Raw genomic sequence first — 20,070 nt, forward strand, 5'->3', positions numbered from 1 at the left:
GTCCTGGAATTGCTTCAACAGGGTAGTTCGAGCTGTTTTTGCGATGTCTTTGTGGACTGGAGGAGCTGGAGCCGTTTCGCGATCCATCGGGGGCAAGCTCTCTCGTTACAGGGGGAGTTAATTCGCCAGCGAAATCAGCGTGTCGATCACATTAATCGGCACATAAATCAGCGTAATCACCGCATACGCTTTACGCCACCGAGCCAAAAACGCGCCAATCGGCAACACAATCATGATCACATCCAGCACACCCCAAAGCGCTACCGGCGATGCCTCAAACAACGTGACATTGACGATCAGCCCCAGGCACAGGTACGTGGATAGCGACAGCAATGCATAGCGCCCGTCCTGTTCGAAATACACGCGCAACCCGTTCTGCTCATCCTCACTACGGCTCGGCAGCAACAACGCCGCTGTTACGAACAGCGACAGTGTCAGCATCACCAACAGTAGAAATTCGAGAAACGAGAAGGTCTGTTTCACCGCCGACAGTGCGTTGACCGCCCACCAGAATTCCAGCTGCGTGGTAAACAGCATCATCGCCCAGACCAGTGCCACCCAGTCTGGCTTGGCTACTCGGCGGATGCGGAACACCGTTAATGCACCGAGCAGGAGGCGGGTGACGGAGAGCCCGAGGATCATTGAGAGAACGGTGGCGACGATTGGGAAGTTGCTCATCTTGCCTCTCGTGAACTCGGTTTTGGCTGTCAGGGTGTTTGGGCAGACTAGGTGCGGCGGGTAGGACCGTCAAACGTGGCGGTGCGGTTGGGTTGGCAGAAAACGCCTGTAGCGCCTTGCTGCGCGCAGGTAATGGATTAGGATGCCCGCAGGCTGGAATGGATCTTATCGACTAAGGATGTGTGGTTTATGGAATCTGCTTTTTCGCAAGTCACCGAGCGTTTGAACAACCGCCGGTTTTCCGTGGCGAATAACGCTCAGGGGTTGTCCGATGCGCGCACGGTGTTCCACTACTTCGTCGAAGGCGAGGCGGTTTGGGGGACTTACGCGGGTGGGCATATTCGCATGGGCAACCAGGTCGGGCGGGTGACCGGGCCGGATAGTATCGAGCTGCTTTATCAGTGCATCACCACGGATGGCGAGATCCGCGCGGGTTGGTCGCGGGGCGTGGTGGGGGTTGATGAGGCGGGGCGGACGACGTTGCGGTTTGTGTGGGGTTGGTTGTCGGGGGCCGAGGGTGGCGGGGAGTCGAGTTATGTTGAGGTGGTCGCTTAGCGATGGGGCATCTTGTGATTATCGCGTGCTGCTTGGCACTAACCTTTCAACGCAAGGATGGCTATGTCTGTAGATCTTGATGAGTTGCTGGAACGTGTCACCGATGAGCAATCGTTCATCGATTTCGTCGCGGCGCTGGGTGCTGATTTCTCCCGTGAGCGGGCGCTGGAGAAGGCGACACCATCGTCTGCTTATCAGGCGGGTGCGTTAGGCTGGGAAAATGGATCGGTCGATACGTTTCTTGATGCGGCGGCTGCTTGGGCGATGGCTACTTCGAGGAATGCTCAGGCGGATGCTGCCGTTTCTAATGTCTGGCAACGGTGCGCGGAGATTTTGTTGGCTGGGAAGTTTTACGAGTGAGGCTCGCAGATCATCCGCTTTAGGCCTGCATTTTTTTGATAAGAAAACGCCCAGGGGTTTGGCGTGTCCTGGATGGTTAGGACCGCGTACTGCCTTGGGCGAGATGGGCGCAGATCAGGTGGGTGCAATGTAGACGTCAACTCTTCGCCATCACATCCCACGTGCGCATCACCTGCGTAATCGCCGCATCAATGCTTTCCAGCGGCGTGTCATCTCGAGCAAGAATGGAAATCCCCTGCAGGAAACTATCGAACACCGTCGCCATGGCGGCGGCGTTCGTGTCGTCCGCTAACAGTCCTTCACTCACACCGCGCTCGACACACGCCACAATCCCTGCGCGTGTGCGGGCGCGGGAGTGGGTGAGGGCTTGCGCGACGTGGGCGTTTTCCGGACTCGGCGCGCTCATGACGCCGAGGGTGACCATGCAGCCTTTGGGGTGGCCGTCTTCGCATTGCATGCGTGCTGACTGGCGCAGTGCGGTTTCGATGGCTTGGCGTGGCGGCAGGTTTTCGTCCCACAGGCATTCGGTGACTTGGGCGAAGGTCGTCAGGTAACGCTGCACGCATTCATCGAAAAGGGCTTCTTTGGAGCCGAACGCGGCGTAGAAACTCGGTGCGGAAATGCCGCCGCCCAGTTCAGCCTTCAACAGTGAAAGGGATGTCGAGTCGTAGCCGTGTTGCCAGAACAATTGCATGGCCTGGTCGACGGCGTCGTCGCGATCGAATGCGCGGGGGCGGCCGGTTCTGGCCATAGCTGAAACTCCTCGGGAAGTGATTTGGATACTAGTCGATACATAAGTCGTTGACAACGGGCCTCGGCTGCCGCCAGTATTTTATATCGATCGGTACGCAAGTCTGAATTTCCAAACTCAAGGAGTTTCCCGTGACACCCTCAATGACATTATCGGCAGCGCCCAAAAGCCTGCCCATCGGCGCCTTGCTGGCGCTGGCCATGACCGGATTCATCTGCATTGTCACCGAAACCCTGCCGGCGGGGCTGCTGCCGCTGATCAGCGACGGCCTGACGATTTCGCCTTCCATGGCCGGGCAAATGGTCACCGCGTATGCGCTGGGCTCGGTACTGGCGGTGATCCCGATGACCATTGCCACGCGTGGCTGGCGTCGGCGCAATGTGTTGTTGCTGACCATCGTTGGGTTTCTGCTGTTCAACTCGATCACGGCGCTGTCGTCGCACTATGGCGTGACGCTGGTAGCGCGCTTCTTCGCGGGGGTGGCGGCGGGGTTGGCGTGGAGCTTGTTGGCCGGTTATGCACGGCGGATGGTCGAGCCGGATCAGCAGGGTAAGGCGTTGGCGCTGGCCATGGTCGGCACGCCGATTGCCCTGTCTTTGGGCGTGCCGCTCGGCACATGGCTGGGAGGGCTGGTCGGTTGGCGCACGACGTTCGGTATCATGTCCGGGCTGACTTTGATTTTGATTGTATGGGTGCTGGTGAAGGTCCCCGACTATCCACCGCAGCCTGCGCATCAGCGCCTGTCGCTGCGCAATGTGCTGACGACGCCGGGCGTTCGACCGGTGCTGGCCGTGGTGATCAGCTGGATGCTGGCACACAACATTCTCTACACCTACATCGCGCCGTTCGTGGCGCCGGCGGGGCTGGCGGATCGCGTGGATCTGGTGTTGCTGGTGTTCGGTATCGCCGCGCTGGCGGGGATCTGGCTGACGGCGAAACTGGTTGAGCCGCTGTTGCGCAAGACCGTGCTGGCGAGCCTGGCGACGTTTGCGCTGGTTTGTGTGCTGTTTGGCTTTTGGGGGCATGTGCCGCAGGTGATTTACCTCGGCGTGGCGGTGTGGGGATTGAGTTTTGGTGGCGCGGCGACGTTGCTGCAAACGGCATTGGCGGATGCCGCCGGCGACGGCGCCGATGTCGCGCTGTCGTTGAACGTGGTGGCGTGGAACAGCGCGATAGCCGGTAGCGGGGTGGTCGGCGGGGTGTTGCTCGACCGCTGGGGTGTCGCCTCGTTTCCCTGGGCCATGGTGGTGCTGGTGAGCGTAGGGTTTGCCATTGCCTTCGGCGCGCGGGTGCATGGATTCAGATCGGGGCCACGTGTTGCTGGAACGGCTGCGGTTACCGGGCACTGATGCCCGGACGTGTCGGGCGGTGGCGGAGGTAGGGGGGTAGAAACCATCAGGCTCAAACCGCAGGCCCTCAATACGGGTGAGAGTTGCGCCCGGGAAAGCGTGGCAGGGCGCTTTCCCGGGCAATGGTGCTTGGATGGAGTCAGGCGCCGCGGCGCAAAGGACGGGGCGTCAAGCCGTTTGCGAGCAGTATCCTTCAAGTGTTGTGCGTCCTTATCCAGCGAAGCACTTACTCAAGTCAGCTGACCCAGTTTCGTGGAAATATCTTGCCAGTCAGCCATGGCGGCTTGTAATTGTGCGCTAGCGAATGCGCCTGCCCCCGGTGACGATTCAATCGCCCCCTTGAGCTGACCGAGCTGACTTTGCAAGGCCTGAATCCCGGCGAGAATTGAATTGATCCCCGCTCCCATTTGATTCACCCCTGTAAGGTAGGCATTCAGTGCGGGCAACAAGGCTTGCAGGTAGTTTTCCTCTGCAAGCGTGCTGGCCTGATCTGCTCTGATTTGATTGAGCTGATCGATCACACCACTCAGGTTCGAAGCCAGAGAGTCGATCTCCTGAGCGAGTAATGCGGCCAGCGGCCCCATGAGCCAATACCATTTAGCTCGACTGCGCGCATCATTGAGCTTGCCCTGAAGGCTGCTGGCTTGAGCCGCCAGCATTGCCGACCTGACCTGGTCATTTTGAATTCGCTGAGCGACTGTCGAAGCGTCGCCACTTATATCTGACGAAGCAGTGGCCAGTTGACCAAGGTAGTCGCCAATATCATGAGTCACTGTATTGACGGCGAGACTTGGGCCCGACAGTTTCTGAATAATCTGGCTGGTGAGGTCTACCGCAGCTTGCTGTGCCCCCTGTTGGTTATCAGCCATTGATTGGAATGCTCGCTGCAAAGCGGGCGCATCCGACGATGTGAAACTATCGCCAAAGCCCTTCAGTTGTTGCATGGCCGCTAACAGCGACGGTCTGTTTGTAGTGGGCCATGCATTGGCCAAAGCCTTGACCGCGTTGATGTGCTGATTCAATGCGGGAATATTGTTGTTACCTACATCCGGTAACTGGGCAATCCTGTTCGAAAGCGTGTCCAGCAGGGCGAGGGTACTGGACACGACGGTGGTACCGGCATTGATTTCGGCGCTCCGAAAGGCCGAGACCGTGCTGACGTCGATCTTTTGCATAAGAGACATGATGTTTTCCCTTTTCGCAGCAAAACCAATGCATCGGCCTTGATGGCCGATGCATATTCAGAGAGTGTCAGGCCGCAGCCGGGGTGGGGATGTTTTCGACGACAGAGAGAGGCACTTGAGCCGGATTGATCATGTCTTGCACTTTGCGTGCTTGTGTCGCCATGTCATTCCAGTCAGAACTTGCAGCAATGAGCTGTGCAGAAAGGAAAACGCTGTCGACATTGGTCCCTTCTACTTGCTCGAGCAATGTATTGAAGTTTGTGATCAGCACCTGCCAGGAGGCCTCCATTGCGTTCAGGGCTGTGATGGCTGATGCGATCTGAGAGTTGAGCGAGGTAAGTTGACCCTTGGCGTGCGTCATCAACGTTACTTCTGCCTGGTCTCTAGCCAGTTGCTCTGCAGCCTCTTTGTACTGCTTCATTTTGTTCGCGTAATCCACAGAACCATAAATGGTGACCGCCACTCCGCCGGCCACGACGACGCCTCCTGCCACGACCAGAGCCGTGGAAACGCCGCCAGTCGGGATTTCAGCAAGCACGCCCACCGCAATCATCAATCCACCTACGACAACGCCGACTGCACCTCCAGCAATCATTGTCAGATCACTGTTCATTCCACTCTGCAGCGACGACATTTTATTTTGCAGTTGAGTGATTTCCCCATTATCACCAATGAGCTTGATCGAAAGAGTATCGATGTCTGAAGCGAAGGCGACAAAGTCGCTGGAGAAATTGCTTCGGAAACTATCCACCGCTTGGCAAGCTAACGTGGAATTCGACTTTTGCGTCGTTGCAGCGGTTTTCAGAAGCTGTAGACCTTCAATAACCGTTTGTTTCGATTTCGGATCGGTGTTGACGGTCGGAGCTGCGTTGATCAACGGTGTGAGATACGCGTTGAACTGATTTGAGAAGCCTACAACCCCACCAATGCTGCCGATCAGTGCCGGCTGGACGGTATTGATCCACAAGTTCGCGTGGTCTCGAGTGGTTTGCTGGTGCGTCGCCATCTCGGGCATGGCCGGCACCACCATGTTCGGTTGCTGCAAGATTGCCGTGCAGCAACTATTGACCAGAGCGCCCACAGATGCAGTTTGATTGATTGCTGCGCTGTGATCGTCAGTGGGTAAAGTCGAGTTCACGAGGAGTGGGCGTATTGACTGTACGTTGCTCATCTTTCTTTCCTTGAGAGAAATCAACGAAACACAGGGAATAGGGAATAGCCAATCGCTGAAAGCGACTAGCGTGAAACCGCAAGCACAAACCATCCCTGATTTCTTTGGCATTGCTGTTAGTGACGAGCGCCTTTCCAGACTCTCGCGTGGGCTGGCATTTGGCCAGTCATGCAACACTAGATGTGATTTTCTTAATTCGCTGAAATAACCGCTGAACGGTAACGTTGATCGACAGCCCTCGCTTACCCAGCGATTTTCAACGGCGATGCGCGTTGCCGCGGAGTCTGTGGTCAATGGCTGCAATCAGGCAGCAAGTTTCTTACAGGAACCCTTTGAGTTCCCCCTTGGAATCAGCCAACTCACCCTCATAACCATGGCTATACCCACTCTTCAAGAGGAACGACATCCCATGGCCACTCAAACTGAAACCGCCATCCTCGCCGGCGGCTGCTTCTGGGGCATGCAGGATTTGCTGCGGCGCTATCCCGGCGTGTTGCAGACCCGCGTCGGTTACACCGGCGGTGATGTGCAGAACGCCACGTATCGCAATCATGGCGACCACGCCGAGGCCATCGAAATCACCTTCGATCCTGCCGTGATCAGCTATCGACAGATTCTTGAATTCTTTTTCCAGATCCACGACCCGAGCACGCCCAACCGTCAGGGCAACGACCTTGGACGCAGCTATCGCTCGGCGATTTACTGCCTCAGCGAAGAACAGCGCGATGTCGCTGAAGACACGGCTGCCGATGTCGACGCCTCAAAACTGTGGCCGGGCCGCGTGGTGACCGAAATCGAACCGGCGGGGCCGTTCTGGGAAGCGGAGCCGGAGCATCAGGATTACCTGGAGCGTATTCCGAATGGCTACACCTGCCATTTCATTCGGCCGAACTGGAAGCTGCCGAAGCGCGCGTGAGGGGCGCGCGCCGCTCATTGAGCGTCAGCACATAAGCGCTGAACATATCCGCCAGCCCGTCGGCGCATACCGAGACTTCCTCCTCGGTACGTGGGCTGGCGGAAAAATCTTTCCCCACCGAACTGAGCGTGGTCAGGATCAGATCGCACGCCGCCGAACGGATTTGCTCAGCGACATCGGGCAGTAATTCTTCCATGAACGCGGCGAAGATCTGCCGCCCGGCCGCGCGCACTGCATGGGCCTCGGGGGCGTTGCGGTAGAGCGGGGCGGCGTCGTTCAGTGCGCCGCGCATCTGCGCTTCGTCGCACTCTGAACGAATGAATGCCTGCACCAGGGTGCGCAGGCGTACGAGTGGCGGCTGTTCAAAATCCTGCAAAATCCGCTGCAACATCTGCGTGGTGTGCAGCCACTCATCGCTCTGCAAGCGGAACAGGATCGCCGCTTTGTTGGGGAAGTACTGATACAGCGAGCCGATACTCACGCCAGCCTTTTCTGCCACCCGTGCGGTGGTGAAACGGCTGGCCCCATGCTCGCTCAAAACCTGAATAGCCGCTTGCAGAATCGCCGCCACCAGTTCGCTGGAGCGAGCCTGCTGCGGCTGTTTGCGTGAGGAAATACGGGCAGTCTGGCGGTTGGTCATGGGCAGCTCGGGCGTCCGTGGGAATGCGAATAGCGCAAGAAGCGAATCGCTCGCATCATTTAAATGCGACGAATTGCTCGCATTTTAATCCCCAACTAACGGAAAGCAATCATGACCACCCTGACCACTGACCCCTTGGCGAGCCTGATCGAACGCCTCTACACCCAAGCCAGCGTTGCCACCAGTCCGATGCTCAATTCAGTGTCTGGCGAAGAACGCGAACGCCTGATGCACAGCAAAACCGAATACCTGAAACTCTATGAAATGCTCAAAGACCTGTGGCTGCCGGTCTCCCGCGATACCGGCAAGCTGCTGTACATGCTGGCGCGCAACACCCAAGCCAAAGCCATTGTCGAGTTCGGCACCTCATTCGGCCTTTCGACGCTGCACCTGGCGGCCGCGTTGCGCGATAACGGCGGCGGAGTGCTGATCGGCAGTGAGTTCGAACCGTCGAAAGTTGAGATGGCGCGTCATCACTTCGTTGAGGGTGGCGTCAGTGATCTGGTGGAGATTCGTCAAGGGGACGCGCTGGTGACGCTGGCAACGGATCTGCCAGAGTCGGTTGATCTGCTCCTGCTCGATGGCGCGAAGGCGTTGTATGGCGACGTGTTGAGTCTGGTCGAAAAACACCTGAAGCCGGGCGCGCTGGTGGTGGCGGACAACACCGACTATTGCCCGGAGTATCTGGCTTACGTGCGGGCGCCGCAGAACGGGTATTTATCCGTGCCGTTTGCGGGTGATATTGAGCTCTCGATGCGGCTGGGTTGAATCCGCCGAAGTGGAGACTGAAGGATTTGATCTAGCACTTCATCGCAAATGGCTGATGCCGGGTCAGGCCATTACCCGGCCAGAGTGCCCGTGCAGCTTAAATTATGGGGGTAGGCATAAAACTCTCGCAGCAGACCATGACTTCGCCTAAAAAAGCTGGCTTGATGTCATGAACGTTTTTTACGGCGATGTACCCCTTTGTCTCAAGCCATTCCCATACGTTTGCTTGCGATGGTGAAGGCAACTCGCATTCGTGTTCCAGAAAATCCCTGACTAGCGGGCTGTAGATGATTGTGCAGGGGGTAGAGGGCGTAATACGATAAGTTGCGCCGTAGGATCTGGCTTGAGATAGATCTGTTGAGCAGATGATTGTTGTACTTCTGGCATAAATACCAAAATGCTTGAAAAACCATGCGTCAGCATGATCGTGGACTTCTTGGTCGGTATCGCGAGGGGTACGAGGATCCTTTCGAAAAATATTAGTTTGGATGGTAGAGGTCAGAGGCTGGTTAAAGCCCCGATATAATGAAGGCATTCCGTTTCCTACTTGAGAAGTTTATCCGAATGTTAGCGCCGACCGGTGATGAAATCAAAGACAAGAATTTTTTTGACGTGACAGGACTTTCTCTTTTGGAGAATAGATACAGACTGTCCAAGGAGATCTCGGGTGGGAAAAGCTCCACAGGTTTTTTTGGTATTGATGAAAAAACGGGTGAGGAGGTGTTTGTCAAGTTCTGTATCTTTCCGCGTTCTGAGTTGGAATGCGCGAGGTTCAGGAATGAAGCAAGTTTTTTGAAAGAAAGAGCTTTTTCCAATCGGATCATGAAGAAGACGCCGGAGTATTTAGCCAGCGGTGAGTTGTTTCAGGGGAAAATCCTGTATCTGATCACTGAAAAAATAAATGGGCTGCTTCTTTTAGACTGGTTTCGTGAAAAATTTCAAGGTGCATCTCTGCAAGAACGGCTCAACGTAGCGTATAGGGTATTTGGAGCAGCCGAGCATTTCAGTACGTTTGTCACTCACCGAGACTTGCATCCGGGAAATGTCATTCTCCTGGATGAGGAGGTTGACTTGTATTCTGACAGGCCTGATTTTAAAGCCATTATTCTTGATTGGGGGCAGTCCTACAGTCGAGCGGAGTTCGAATACAGCGAGAGTGAAAGTGATGATATGGTCACGATTCACAATGGTAATGGACGAGAGATAACCAACTCTTTTTACAATTTGCCGCCAGAAACCTTTATTGATTGGGATAATTCCGGGGCTGAATACAATAAGTATGATTCGTGGGCCATGGGCTTGCTGTTGTATAAATTGGTGACAGGCAAGGATCTGTTTTCATTTCGCAATATCGGAGAGTATTCCGCGGCGCAGAACGAAATTGAACAGGTGATTGAATCCGGGCTGCTTGAAGTTTCTAAACATGCGGGAAAGCAGGCGCCGATTTTATCCAGGCTTATTGCGCGCTTGTTACGCAAGAACCCCGAGCAACGGATGTTTATTCAGGAGGCAAGGCATGCGCTCTGGTTTGTTTTGGTGGAGGACTTCATGCCATTGGATATTGGCATGATTGAACGATTTCTGGATGACCCAAATTACTTCGATGAGGTTAGATGGAAGCACTTCAAGGTTGAGCACTTTAGTGACTGATTGATAGGTGTCAGATGCAATTCGTCTCTTTGTGCAGGCACAGCTACTTGGCCGTTGTAAATACGAAATCCCGGATGTGCGCGGGGTGGCGCAGATTTTTGCAGTGGACGTTGAAGAATAGAGTGGTGATCACTGTTTTTTCTGAAGCGTTGGCGGCAGTCGGTATCGTCGCGGCGGGAGCAAGTTTTACTTATGACTCCTGGAAAGGTCGAGAAGTGTCGCTTGAGGGGGCTGTGATCTCCAGTACGCCCTCTCACATTTCACTATTGATTACTAACAGTGGGGGCGTTGATGCCGCTATCAGGAAAGTGAGCCTGGTGTCCGACCTGGATATCAAGAATCAAGTCAGGATTAAGGGTGACGGCTTGCTGGTTGAGAAAGGCAAGTCGCAGATTCTGTCATCAGAGCCATCACGACTTAATACAACTGTACAGTTTGAAGATCAGGCAGCGGAAAATAACTGGGTGAGCCGTGCTGCCAGCACTCCCTGCCAGGCAGTCATTGAGTTTGTCATCGCGGGAGAAGGCAGCAAAACTGCAACGGTAGACTTTGTCTGTTATGCCGCGACCATTATTAGCGATGAAAGCCTGGAGAGGCTCCAGCAGATAATAACGCCCTAAAATATTGAGCGTTTTTTCGAGAGTATGGATGGGATGCCACTCACAACAAACTCCACGAAACCCCAACATAAACCCCCATCCCTTCACCCGGCGTAGACCGCGCGGCATCCAGCCCTTTGTCGTCATACCCCGGTGTAACCGTCGCCGCGTAGTGCTTGTTGGTCAAATTGCGCATATCCACCCAACCCTGCCAGTCACCTTTCGGCGCGTTGTAACCCAGCGTCGCGCCGAACAGTGCGTAAGGATCGGCGTAATAGCTGTTGGCGTAATCCACGGCCACCTTGGACACCAATTGCGTGTTCACTGCCGCGAAGAAACCCTGCGGCCAGTCGTAACGCAACTCACCCTGGTAGTAATGCATTGGCAGACCGGGCAGGCGGTTGTCACCAAAACGATCATCATCGCGATAGTGGAAGTCGCTGAAGGTATACGCCTGACGCAAACTCAACAGACGGCCATCGGCCGCCGACCAGAGTTTGCTGTTCAGGCTCGCCTCAACGCCTTGGTGCACGGTCGGGCTGGCGTTGAGTTCGTACGGGGTGACGGCGTTGGCATCCGGCAACACCGACAACAATTCATGCCGTACTTGCGCGTAGTACCACGCCAGACTCCACTCGCCGACGGCGCTGTCGCCACGACCACCCAGCTCCAGCGTAGTCGCGGTCTGGTTTTGCAGTTTGATCGGGTCTTTCTGCGTGCCGGTCGCTGCGCCACTGCCGGTCGGAAAGCGCACGTTGGAGCTGTAGATCAGCGACCACGGATGCGGCGCCTCAACCGAGCGGCTGAGGTTGCCGAACACTTGCAGGTCCGGGGTGATCTGGTAGCGCAGGCCGAGGCGCGGCGCGTAGTCCCAGTCGTTCATGCTGGTTTTGCCGCCGCTTTGCGGGTAGGTCACAGCGCTTTCGCGGCGGGTGTAGATGGCGGCGAGGCCGGTGGTCAGCCACAGGTCGTCGGCAATTTCCAGGTCGTTGCCAAAGTGCAGGACGGTGTCGGAACCCTGATAGGTGAAGTTGCGCATGCGCGTGCCGGGCACGTAGCTGGCGGTGTTGGGCGCGGTCGGGATGCGCACGAACTCGCTGGCGCCGTCGTTGGGCAGGTGTTTGGTCACGCGCAGGCCGACGTTGCTGCGGCTTTCCATACCGAAAATCGTGTCGCGGCGCTTGTAGTCGAAGGTGCCGCTGACGTCGGTATAGGCGACCTTCAAACGGTTAGGGCCTTCGCGCAGGTCCATCGGGTAGTCGTGATAAACGAGGCCGGTCTGGATGCTCGAATCGTCGTCGATGTAATAAGTGGTCTTGTTGCCGATGAAGGTGCTGCCCGGCTGTTTGCGGCTGTCGTCGCGTGCCACATAGGACGGATTGGCCGCCCGGGGCGAATGCTCGATGGAGTGCTTGGTCACGCGGCCGGCGAGGTCATTGTCGGTCTCGCGGTAACGGATATAGAAGCGGGTTTCCAGGTTCGGGTTGAAGCGATAGCCGAAATTGGCGATTACGCCTTTGCTCTCGCTGGCAGTGTGATCCTGATAGCCGTCGGCGTTGGAATCGGTGAGCGACACGTAGTAATCGAAGTCGCCGAGCACTTGCCCGGAGCTGACCTGACGCTGCTGATAGCCGTGGCTGCCGGTGGCGTAGCGCACTTGCAGTTTCGGCGCGGTGTAGCCGGTGTGGCTGACGTAATCGATGGCGCCGCCCAGTGCCAGCGAACCGCGATCAAAACCGTTGGCGCCGCGCAGCACTTCAACGTGATCGACCCATAGCGGTTCAAGCAATTCATACGGCGTGCCGCCCGGGCCGGTCAGTGGCAGACCGTCGAGCATCGTGTACAGCCCCGACGCATGGGCGCCCGGCGCGCGGTTGATGCCCGAGCCACGCACCGAGATTTTCACGCCTTCGTTGCCCGCCGACTGCGCATAAACCCCGGGCTGATAAGCCAGCACATCCTGATTGCTCGCCACGCGGCCCTGCAACGGCTGACGCATGTCGACCACGTTGGTGCCTCCGGGCACTTGTTCCAGGCGGGCCTTGGCTTCTTCAACACTGGCGTCTGAACCCCGTTGCTCATCTGCCGAAATCAGCACTTGCCCCAATTCCAGACCTTGAGTCTCGGCCATCGCCGGGCAGGCGAGGGCCAGGCCGAGCAGGGCAGTGGGCAGGGATTTGGACGCGGGCATCGAAAAACTCCAGGCAGGCAAGAACGGGCAATGAACAGTGCGACGTAACAAAGAACGAACGAAACACATGGCAATTTGGCTTTTTGCCCGGCAATGGCAAACAGCACGGCATGAACTAACCTCACGTGTCTGGTTTGTCCCGTCAATCAACACTCTGTTTCTGCATTTATTGGAGAGAGGCCAAGGTCATGGCAAAAGGCAAAAGGCAAAAAGAAGGCCGCCACGGCGCCTGAAAGTCCGAAGCTGAAAAACAAGGATTACCTCGAGCAGTTGCGCAAACTGCACGTCGAACTGGTCAAGTTGCAGGAATGGGTGATTGCCAAGGGCGTCAAGGTCTGCATCGTTTTCGAGGGACGTGATGGCGCGGGCAAGGGCGGGACCATCAAGGCGCTGACCGAGCGCGTCAGCCCGCGAGTCTTCCGCGTGGTGGCGCTGCCGGCGCCGACCGATCGCGAGAAAAGCCAGATGCATGTGCAGCGCTATCTGCCGTATCTGCCGGCGGCAGGCGAAGTGGTGATCTTCGATCGCAGCTGGTACAACCGCGCCGGGGTCGAGCGAGTGATGGGTTTCTGCACCGACGATCAGGCCGACAAATTTCTCAAATCGATTCCCTGGGTCGAACACGCCATCGTCCAGTCCGGGGTGATCCTGCTCAAGTACTGGCTGGAAGTCAGCCCCGAAGAGCAGACCCGCCGGCTTGAGGCGCGAATCAACGACGGGCGCAAGACCTGGAAACTGACACCCATGGACCTGAAGTCCTATAGCCGCTGGTACGACTACTCACGGGCGCGGGATGAAATGTTCAAACATTCCGACACTGAACACGCGCCATGGCTGGTGGCCGACTCCAACGACAAGCGCCGCGCACGCCTGAACATCATCACCGATGTGCTCAGCCGCATTCCGTATGAGGATGTGAAGCGCGACAAGGTCGAGTTGCCCAAACGGCAGAAACCGGGCAAGTACCGGGATCCGGATTATCCATACCGGCGCGTGGCCGAGAAGTTCTGAAAAACCGCCCCAATCCCTGTAGGAGTGAGCCTGCTCGCGATAGCGGTGTGTCAGCCAACACATCCGCCACAGACAATTCGCTATCGCGAGCAGGCTCACTCCTACAGGGTTCGGTGGTGTATCCATCATTGCTGATCAGCGCAAACCCTGTGGGAGCTGGCTTGCCAGCGATAAGGCCAGCCCGGTCAGCCTCTGTATGACTGACCCACCGCTATCGCTGGCAAGCCAGCTCCCACAATGATCACCAGCGCTCCACTGTTTCTGACCAGCACCGATCTCTGTGGGAGCTTGCCTGCCAGCGATAGCGGTGGGTCAGCCAATATTTTCGGTGCAGACAATCCGCTTTCGCGAGCAGGCTCGCTCCCACAGGGTTTGGTGGAGTTTCCTGCATTGCTGATCAGTACTACCCTTTAGAAGTGAGCAGTCCATCCGTCGATTACGCTGAACCACTGGGGTCTCATGTCTTTCTATGGAGGAAGTCCAAAACGAGATCATCCCCGATGTTCGATCAGCGCAAACAAGAAAAACTGGCGGCATGGCGAAAACTGGCGACGCAAGCGCAGATGCGTCTGGACCCTGAACAACAGTACGACGAACTGCTCAAGGCCGCCGATGAAATGGAGGAGCAGGGGCTGATCACCAGCGCCGAGTGGCGGCAGTTGGTTCGCGATGCGGGCAATGTGTTCTCCGGTGACTCGGGGCGAACACACGGTTGAGCATGTTCAGGTCACACGACCCTTCCGGACTTGCAGTTGCGTGCCTCTGGAATCTTGCAGCAACCGCGCAAAGGCTGCTTTGTCGATCGGCCGACTCATGAAGTAACCCTGTACCTCATTGCATTGATCGACTCCGAGAATATCCAGTTGCTCCTCGGTCTCGACCCCTTCGGCCGTCACCGTCAGGCCCATGGCTTTGCCCAGGCCGATGATCGCTTGCACCACCGCGCGATCATTGGTGCCGCTGCTGATTGAGGCGATGAAACGCTTGTCGATCTTGATCCCGTCGAACGGGTAGGCGCGCAGATAGCCGAGCGATGAGTAGCCGGTGCCGAAGTCGTCCATGTTCAGGCGCACGCCGAGTTCCTTCAGGGCATTCATGGTGGTCAGCGCGCCGTCGGTGTCGTTGAGCATCACGTTTTCGGTGATCTCCAGTTCCAGGCGACTGGCCGGGAAACGGGTTTGCACCAGCACCTCGCGAACATCTTCGACCACATCACTGACGGCAAACTGCGCGGGCGACAGGTTGACCGACAGCAGAATGTCCTCCGGCCAGCCCAATGCGGTTTCGCAGGCTTCGCGCAACACCCAGCGCCCCAGCGGGACGATCAGGTCAGTCTGCTCCGCCAATGGAATGAATAGGTCCGGGCCGAGCAGGCCTTTGGTGGGATGCTGCCAGCGCACCAGCGCTTCGACCGAAACGATGTGTTTGCCATCGACCTTGTAGCGCGGCTGATAGTGCAGGATGAATTCGTTGTGCGTCAGCGCGTGACGCAAGTCATCTTCCATTTGCCGGCGTGTCTGGATCTGATCGCTCATGTGCGCTTCGAAATAACACCAGGTGTTCTTGCCCTCGGATTTGGCCTGATACAGAGCGATGTCGGCATAACGGATCAAATCGCTGGGCACATAGCCGTGGCGTCGGCTGAGTGCGATGCCGATGCTGGCGCCGATATGCAGCGGGTGCTGTTCGAAAACTATCGGTTGATGCAGGCTGCCGATCAGGCGGGTGCAGAACTTGTCGATTTCGTGCTGACTGTCCATGCCGTTGAGCACCACGATGAATTCGTCGCCGCCCAGTCGCGCGACGATGTCGTGTTCGCGGGTGCACTCTCGCAGGCGCACGGCGACTTCCTGCAGCACGGCGTCACCGGCCGGGTGGCCGAGTGAATCGTTGATCGGTTTGAAGTTGTCGAGGTCGATCATCAGCAGCGACAGCGGCGGCGCGTGCTCCTTGAGCAGCAGCGCTTCATCCAGATAACGCGCGAGTTTGTTGCGGTTGGGCAGGCCGGTCAGGGCATCGTGCATCGACAGATGCTGGATCTGCGCATGGGCGGCGACTTCGTCGGTGATGTCGCTGGCGGTGCCGCGATAGCCGTTGACTGTGTGCTTGTCGAAGATCGGCCGGGCGGACAGCCGACAGTGGCGCTGCTGTCCGGAGTGGTCACGGTAGGTGCAACGCAAGTCACTGGCGCTGTTTTCTTCGGTCAGTTTTCTCAGCCACAGTTCCAGCGGCGTGGTGTCGCAACTCAACAGGTGGCCGATGTCTTGCCCCAGCCACAAGGTTTGCGGGTAACCGGTCACTTCGCTGAAGCGCGCCGACAGGTACGTCAGCGCCAGGTGGCGGTCGACTTCCCAAATCCAGTCGGACGCGGCTTCGGCCACGGCGCGAAAGCGTTCTTCGCTGGCCTCCAGCTCGCGATTGGCGTGTTCCAGCGCCTGATTGGAGGTTTGCATGACGGCAAAACTCTGGTCGACGTATTGCGATGAGCGCAAGGCGTGCCGAAAGAAGTAGGCGGTCAGCAGCATCAACACCAGCATTGTCGCGCCAAGTGGTGGCAGCAGTGACCACAACAGATGTTGCCCGGGCCGCTCCAGGTCGGCGATCAAGCTGTAACCGGTACTGTCCAGCGGCACTCGTGGTCGTTGCGGATCGATCGTGGCGTCCAGTGCCAGGGTCAGGTTGTTCAAACCGTAGCCACTGCCGATCAAGCGCAACTTGGTCGGCGTGAGTTTGTCGACGAACACCAGCACCGATGAGGTCTGTGGATCGCCGAGGGGCCGCTCATCGTTGGGAATGATCGCCGCCGCCGACACCAGCGCCGGCCAGCCTTCGAACAGTGAATAGCGACTGACCGGCTTCGTCAGGTCACTTTGGCCCAGCACTTGATCCAGCAATTGCGTGGCGCTCACCTGAACGAACGCGGAAAGCTCGGCATCGAGCATTTGCCCGCGCACCACCGCGTAGCGGGTGCCTTCGCGGCTCAGCACAAACACGCCGTCATAACCGTCATTGGTGAACAGGGTCTTGCCCAGGTTCTGCTCGGTGTAGGCCCAGTCGGTGTCGATCTGACCGCTCAAATGCTCGTAGGCCGTGGTCCAGTAGGCGTAGCTGGTGATGTAGTTTTTCGAGGCAGTGATGCGGTTTTCCAGCGCGCGAGCCGAGTAAAAGCGGGTTTTGTTGATCTCCTCGCTGTCCAGGCGCTCGGCGATACCCAGCAAAGCCACCGTCGCCGCAATCACGCCGCTGACAAACAGCGCACCGACCGCAATGGCCAGGCGGCGGGTAACGGCGTTCTGGTGCGGTGGAAGCGGGGCTGCATAGCTGGAAATGTCCATGTGCTCGTCCTTGATCCGCTGTCTTCTGAATCTAGAACCACGGCGCGGTCGCAATGTTCAGATTCTTCTACGCAACTGCATTTAAAGCGTAGTGAACCCCGGGTGAATTGCCTCCCCAAGTGCAGGACGCCGATCAGCGGCCAATCCCGAAAGGGCAAGACTTCCCGCGCAAAAACCGGATAATGGCCGCCATTCGTTTAGCCGTATTCTGGTAATCCCGCATGGAAATCAAGGTCAACTTTCTCGACAACCTTCGACTTGAAGCCAAGTTCGACGACTTCACGGTGATCGCCGATCAGCCCATCCGCTACAAGGGCGATGGTTCGGCACCGGGGCCGTTCGACTACTTTCTGGCGTCGTCGGCGTTGTGTGCGGCTTACTTTGTGAAGTTGTACTGCGACACGCGCAACATCCCGACTGAAAACATTCGCCTGTCGCAGAACAACATCGTCGACCCGGAAAACCGCTATAACCAGATCTTCAAGATCCAGGTCGAGTTGCCGGCGGACATTTCCGAGAAAGATCGTTTGGGCATCTTGCGTTCCATCGACCGCTGCACAGTGAAGAAGGTCGTGCAGACCGGCCCGGAATTCATCATCGAAGAAGTCGACAATCTCGACGCCGATGCCCAGGCGCTGTTGATGCCGGTGGCCGGATCGGACGCAGGCACCTTCATCGCCGGCAAGGACCTGCCGCTGGAGCAGACCATCGCCAATATGTCGGGGATTTTGGCCGACTTGGGCATGAAGATTGAAATCGCCTCGTGGCGCAACATCGTGCCCAACGTCTGGTCGCTGCACATCCGCGACGCCCATTCGCCAATGTGCTTCACCAACGGCAAGGGCGCGACCAAGGAAGGCGCGCTGGCTTCGGCATTGGGCGAGTTTATCGAGCGCCTGAACTGCAACTTCTTCTACAACGACCAGTTCTGGGGCGAGGAAATTGCCAATGCCGAGTTCGTGCATTACCCGGACGAGCAATGGTTCAAGCCGGGGCCGAAAGACGAGCTGCCAAGCGAGATTCTCGACGACTACACCCGCAAGATTTACGACCGTGACGGCGAGTTGCGCGGCTCGAACCTGTTCGACACCAACTCCGGCAACACCCAGCGCGGCATTTGCTCGCTGCCGTTTGTGCGTCAGTCGGACAATGAAGTGGTGTACTTCCCGTCCAACCTGATCGAAAACCTCTACCTCAGCAACGGCATGAGCGCCGGCAACACGCTCGCCGAAGCGCAGGTGCAGTGCCTGTCGGAAATCTTCGAACGCGCGGTCAAACGCGAGATCCTCGAAGGCGAAATGGCCCTGCCGGACGTACCGCAAGCAGTGCTGGAGAAGTACCCGAGCATCCTCGCCGGCATCAAAGGCCTGGAAGAACAGGGCTTCCCGGTGCTGGTCAAGGACGCGTCGCTGGGCGGTGAATTCCCGGTGATGTGCGTGACCCTGATGAATCCGCGCACTGGCGGCGTGTTCGCCTCGTTCGGCGCACACCCGAGCCTGGAAGTGGCACTGGAACGCAGCCTCACCGAATTGCTGCAGGGGCGCAGCTTTGAAGGTTTGAACGACTTGCCGCAGCCGACCTTCTCCGGTCAGGCGGTTACCGAGCCGAACAACTTCGTCGAACACTTCATCGACTCCAGCGGCGTGGTGTCGTGGCGCTTCTTCAGTGCCAAACCGGACTTCGAATTCGTCGAGTGGGACTTCTCCGGCCAAGGCGAAAACTCCAACGCCGAAGAAGCCGCGACGCTGTTTGGCATCCTTGAAGACATGGGCAAGGAAGTCTACATGGCGGTCTACGAGCACATCGGTGCCAAGGCCTGCCGGATTCTGGTGCCGGATTACTCGGAGATCTACCCGGTCGAAGACCTGATCTGGGACAACACCAACAAAGCCCTGCAATTCCGCGCCGACATCCTCAACCTGCACAACCTGAGCAAAGTCGGCCTGCGTAACCTCGCCCAAGGCCTGGAAAACAGCGAACAGGACGATTACACCGAGATCACCACGCTGATCGGCGTCGAGTTCGACGACAACACGCCGTGGGGCAAGCTGACCATTCTGGAACTGCGTCTGCTGATCTGTCTCGCTCTGCAGAAGTACGAGCAGGCCAAGGATCTGGTTGAAGCCTTCCTGCAGTACAACGACAACACCGTCGAACGTGGCTTGTTCTATCAAGCGGTCAACGTGGTGCTGGAGATGGAACTCGATGAAGACCTCGAGCTGGAAGACTACGAAGCCAACTTCCGCCGGATGTTCGGTGAAGAGCGTATGGATGCGGCGATTGGCTCGGTCAATGGCAGTGTGCGCTTCTATGGCCTGACGCCGACCAGTATGAAGCTGGAAGGGCTGGATCGGCATTTGCGGTTGATCGAGAGCTATAAAAAGCTGCATTCGGCGCGGGCAAATGTGACGGCCTCTTCGGACTGATTGGATTATTGCCGCTGATCAGAAAAGCCAGGCAGTTGCCTGGCTTTTCTTTACACGCGATGTTTTGCCTATTCAGCAAAACTGCGTTGATGCAACGTCAACGAGAGTAAGGTTGTCTGGAGATTTTTCGTCGATTGAAGATAAAAGCGCTTTTTAGCAACTGCGCAAGAAGTTGCGCAGTTGTTTTTAAAAAACATCCGTAAAAAACGCTGCAGGCCACGCCGTTAAAGGCGTGCAGCCAAGTGCGCAACTTTTTGCGCAGTACTGCGCAAAAAGTTGCGCACTTACGGCGGCTCTTCCCGGCTGCAATAGCTACTTCTGTTGAAGTTGTTTACACAAGTTGTTGATGAATAATGGCAATGTAATTGCTGGCATGAAAGTTGATATTTCCAAGCTCGCACGGACAGGCAATGGTGCCTGTCGCTTGTGTCTTTTGAGCAAGGAGAGCATTCCATGGCAACCCCCGCGTACATGTCCGTCACTGGC

18 protein-coding genes are annotated in these 20,070 nt (G+C 57.1%); 10 read left to right on the forward strand and 8 right to left on the reverse strand.

Features of this window, described 5'->3' with window-relative positions:
• Nucleotides 1-117: 117 nt before the first annotated feature.
• Nucleotides 118-678 carry a hypothetical protein gene (locus FGA82_RS19535; protein ID WP_141128343.1) on the reverse strand — a complete coding sequence of 187 codons (561 nt, stop codon included), beginning with the start codon at nucleotides 676-678 and terminating at the stop codon, nucleotides 118-120.
• Nucleotides 679-867: 189 nt separating this feature from the next.
• Here FGA82_RS19535 and FGA82_RS19540 point away from each other — a divergent pair, with 189 nt between their 5' ends.
• Together FGA82_RS19540 and FGA82_RS19545 are read left to right on the forward strand one after the other, a co-directional pair.
• The gene (locus FGA82_RS19540) at nucleotides 868-1,233 is read left to right on the forward strand and encodes a hypothetical protein (protein ID WP_141128345.1); all 366 of its coding nucleotides are present in this window, start codon (nucleotides 868-870) and stop codon (nucleotides 1,231-1,233) included.
• Between the two features lie 63 nt (nucleotides 1,234-1,296).
• A complete protein-coding gene (locus FGA82_RS19545) occupies nucleotides 1,297-1,593 on the forward strand; it encodes a DUF7660 family protein (protein WP_201783039.1) in 297 nt (98 codons plus the stop codon).
• 136 nt (nucleotides 1,594-1,729) lie between these two features.
• Here FGA82_RS19545 and FGA82_RS19550 read toward each other — a convergent pair whose 3' ends face one another.
• The gene (locus FGA82_RS19550; protein WP_141128346.1) at nucleotides 1,730-2,344 is read right to left on the reverse strand and encodes a TetR/AcrR family transcriptional regulator; all 615 of its coding nucleotides are present in this window, start codon (nucleotides 2,342-2,344) and stop codon (nucleotides 1,730-1,732) included.
• 131 nt (nucleotides 2,345-2,475) lie between these two features.
• Here FGA82_RS19550 and FGA82_RS19555 point away from each other — a divergent pair, with 131 nt between their 5' ends.
• The gene (locus FGA82_RS19555; RefSeq protein ID WP_141128347.1) at nucleotides 2,476-3,693 is read left to right on the forward strand and encodes an MFS transporter; all 1,218 of its coding nucleotides are present in this window, start codon (nucleotides 2,476-2,478) and stop codon (nucleotides 3,691-3,693) included.
• Nucleotides 3,694-3,923: 230 nt separating this feature from the next.
• Here the strand turns inward: FGA82_RS19555 and FGA82_RS19560 are convergent, their stop codons facing one another.
• Both FGA82_RS19560 and FGA82_RS19565 read right to left on the reverse strand, forming a co-directional pair.
• Complete coding sequence (locus FGA82_RS19560) at nucleotides 3,924-4,877, reverse strand: HBL/NHE enterotoxin family protein (protein WP_141128351.1); 954 nt, start codon at nucleotides 4,875-4,877, stop codon at nucleotides 3,924-3,926.
• A 67-nt stretch (nucleotides 4,878-4,944) separates the two neighbouring features.
• The gene (locus FGA82_RS19565) at nucleotides 4,945-6,048 is read right to left on the reverse strand and encodes an HBL/NHE enterotoxin family protein (RefSeq protein WP_171057311.1); all 1,104 of its coding nucleotides are present in this window, start codon (nucleotides 6,046-6,048) and stop codon (nucleotides 4,945-4,947) included.
• Between the two features lie 409 nt (nucleotides 6,049-6,457).
• Between FGA82_RS19565 and msrA the strand changes: the two genes are divergently transcribed.
• Nucleotides 6,458-6,964: a peptide-methionine (S)-S-oxide reductase MsrA gene (gene msrA, locus FGA82_RS19570; RefSeq protein WP_141128354.1), complete on the forward strand. Its 507-nt coding sequence runs from the start codon at nucleotides 6,458-6,460 to the stop codon at nucleotides 6,962-6,964.
• Here the strand turns inward: msrA and FGA82_RS19575 are convergent.
• Entirely contained in the window at nucleotides 6,927-7,604 is a 678-nt protein-coding gene (locus FGA82_RS19575) for a TetR family transcriptional regulator (protein ID WP_141128356.1), read from the reverse strand. The genes msrA and FGA82_RS19575 overlap by 38 nt on opposite strands.
• Before the next feature lie 111 nt (nucleotides 7,605-7,715).
• Between FGA82_RS19575 and FGA82_RS19580 the strand changes: the two genes are divergently transcribed.
• Nucleotides 7,716-8,372, forward strand: a complete 657-nt coding sequence (locus tag FGA82_RS19580; RefSeq protein ID WP_141128358.1) for an O-methyltransferase — start codon at nucleotides 7,716-7,718, stop codon at nucleotides 8,370-8,372.
• A 97-nt stretch (nucleotides 8,373-8,469) separates the two neighbouring features.
• Here FGA82_RS19580 and FGA82_RS19585 read toward each other — a convergent pair whose 3' ends face one another.
• Nucleotides 8,470-8,907 (reverse strand): hypothetical protein, encoded by a 438-nt coding sequence (locus FGA82_RS19585; RefSeq protein WP_141128359.1) that lies wholly within the window; start codon nucleotides 8,905-8,907, stop codon nucleotides 8,470-8,472.
• 29 nt (nucleotides 8,908-8,936) lie between these two features.
• Here FGA82_RS19585 and FGA82_RS19590 point away from each other — a divergent pair, with 29 nt between their 5' ends.
• Both FGA82_RS19590 and FGA82_RS19595 read left to right on the forward strand, forming a co-directional pair.
• Complete coding sequence (locus FGA82_RS19590; RefSeq protein ID WP_171057312.1) at nucleotides 8,937-10,022, forward strand: protein kinase domain-containing protein; 1,086 nt, start codon at nucleotides 8,937-8,939, stop codon at nucleotides 10,020-10,022.
• Nucleotides 10,023-10,147: 125 nt separating this feature from the next.
• Entirely contained in the window at nucleotides 10,148-10,642 is a 495-nt protein-coding gene (locus FGA82_RS19595; RefSeq protein WP_141128362.1) for a hypothetical protein, read from the forward strand.
• 40 nt (nucleotides 10,643-10,682) lie between these two features.
• Here the strand turns inward: FGA82_RS19595 and FGA82_RS19600 are convergent, their stop codons facing one another.
• Nucleotides 10,683-12,812, reverse strand: coding sequence for a TonB-dependent receptor family protein (locus tag FGA82_RS19600; protein ID WP_141128364.1), 2,130 nt, complete (start codon nucleotides 12,810-12,812; stop codon nucleotides 10,683-10,685).
• 168 nt (nucleotides 12,813-12,980) lie between these two features.
• Here FGA82_RS19600 and ppk2 point away from each other — a divergent pair, with 168 nt between their 5' ends.
• Together ppk2 and FGA82_RS19610 are read left to right on the forward strand one after the other, a co-directional pair.
• Nucleotides 12,981-13,823, forward strand: coding sequence for a polyphosphate kinase 2 (ppk2, locus tag FGA82_RS19605; RefSeq protein WP_432767185.1), 843 nt, complete (start codon nucleotides 12,981-12,983; stop codon nucleotides 13,821-13,823).
• 500 nt (nucleotides 13,824-14,323) lie between these two features.
• The gene (locus tag FGA82_RS19610; RefSeq protein ID WP_141128367.1) at nucleotides 14,324-14,539 is read left to right on the forward strand and encodes a hypothetical protein; all 216 of its coding nucleotides are present in this window, start codon (nucleotides 14,324-14,326) and stop codon (nucleotides 14,537-14,539) included.
• A 6-nt stretch (nucleotides 14,540-14,545) separates the two neighbouring features.
• Here FGA82_RS19610 and FGA82_RS19615 read toward each other — a convergent pair whose 3' ends face one another.
• A complete protein-coding gene (locus tag FGA82_RS19615; protein WP_141128369.1) occupies nucleotides 14,546-17,158 on the reverse strand; it encodes a bifunctional diguanylate cyclase/phosphodiesterase in 2,613 nt (870 codons plus the stop codon).
• Between the two features lie 221 nt (nucleotides 17,159-17,379).
• Between FGA82_RS19615 and FGA82_RS19620 the strand changes: the two genes are divergently transcribed.
• Complete coding sequence (locus FGA82_RS19620) at nucleotides 17,380-19,584, forward strand: OsmC domain/YcaO domain-containing protein (protein ID WP_141128370.1); 2,205 nt, start codon at nucleotides 17,380-17,382, stop codon at nucleotides 19,582-19,584.
• Nucleotides 19,585-20,070: the final 486 nt, after the last annotated feature.

Source organism: Pseudomonas fluorescens, from assembly GCF_005938625.1.
In the GTDB taxonomy this organism is placed as follows: domain Bacteria; phylum Pseudomonadota; class Gammaproteobacteria; order Pseudomonadales; family Pseudomonadaceae; genus Aquipseudomonas; species Aquipseudomonas fluorescens_BD.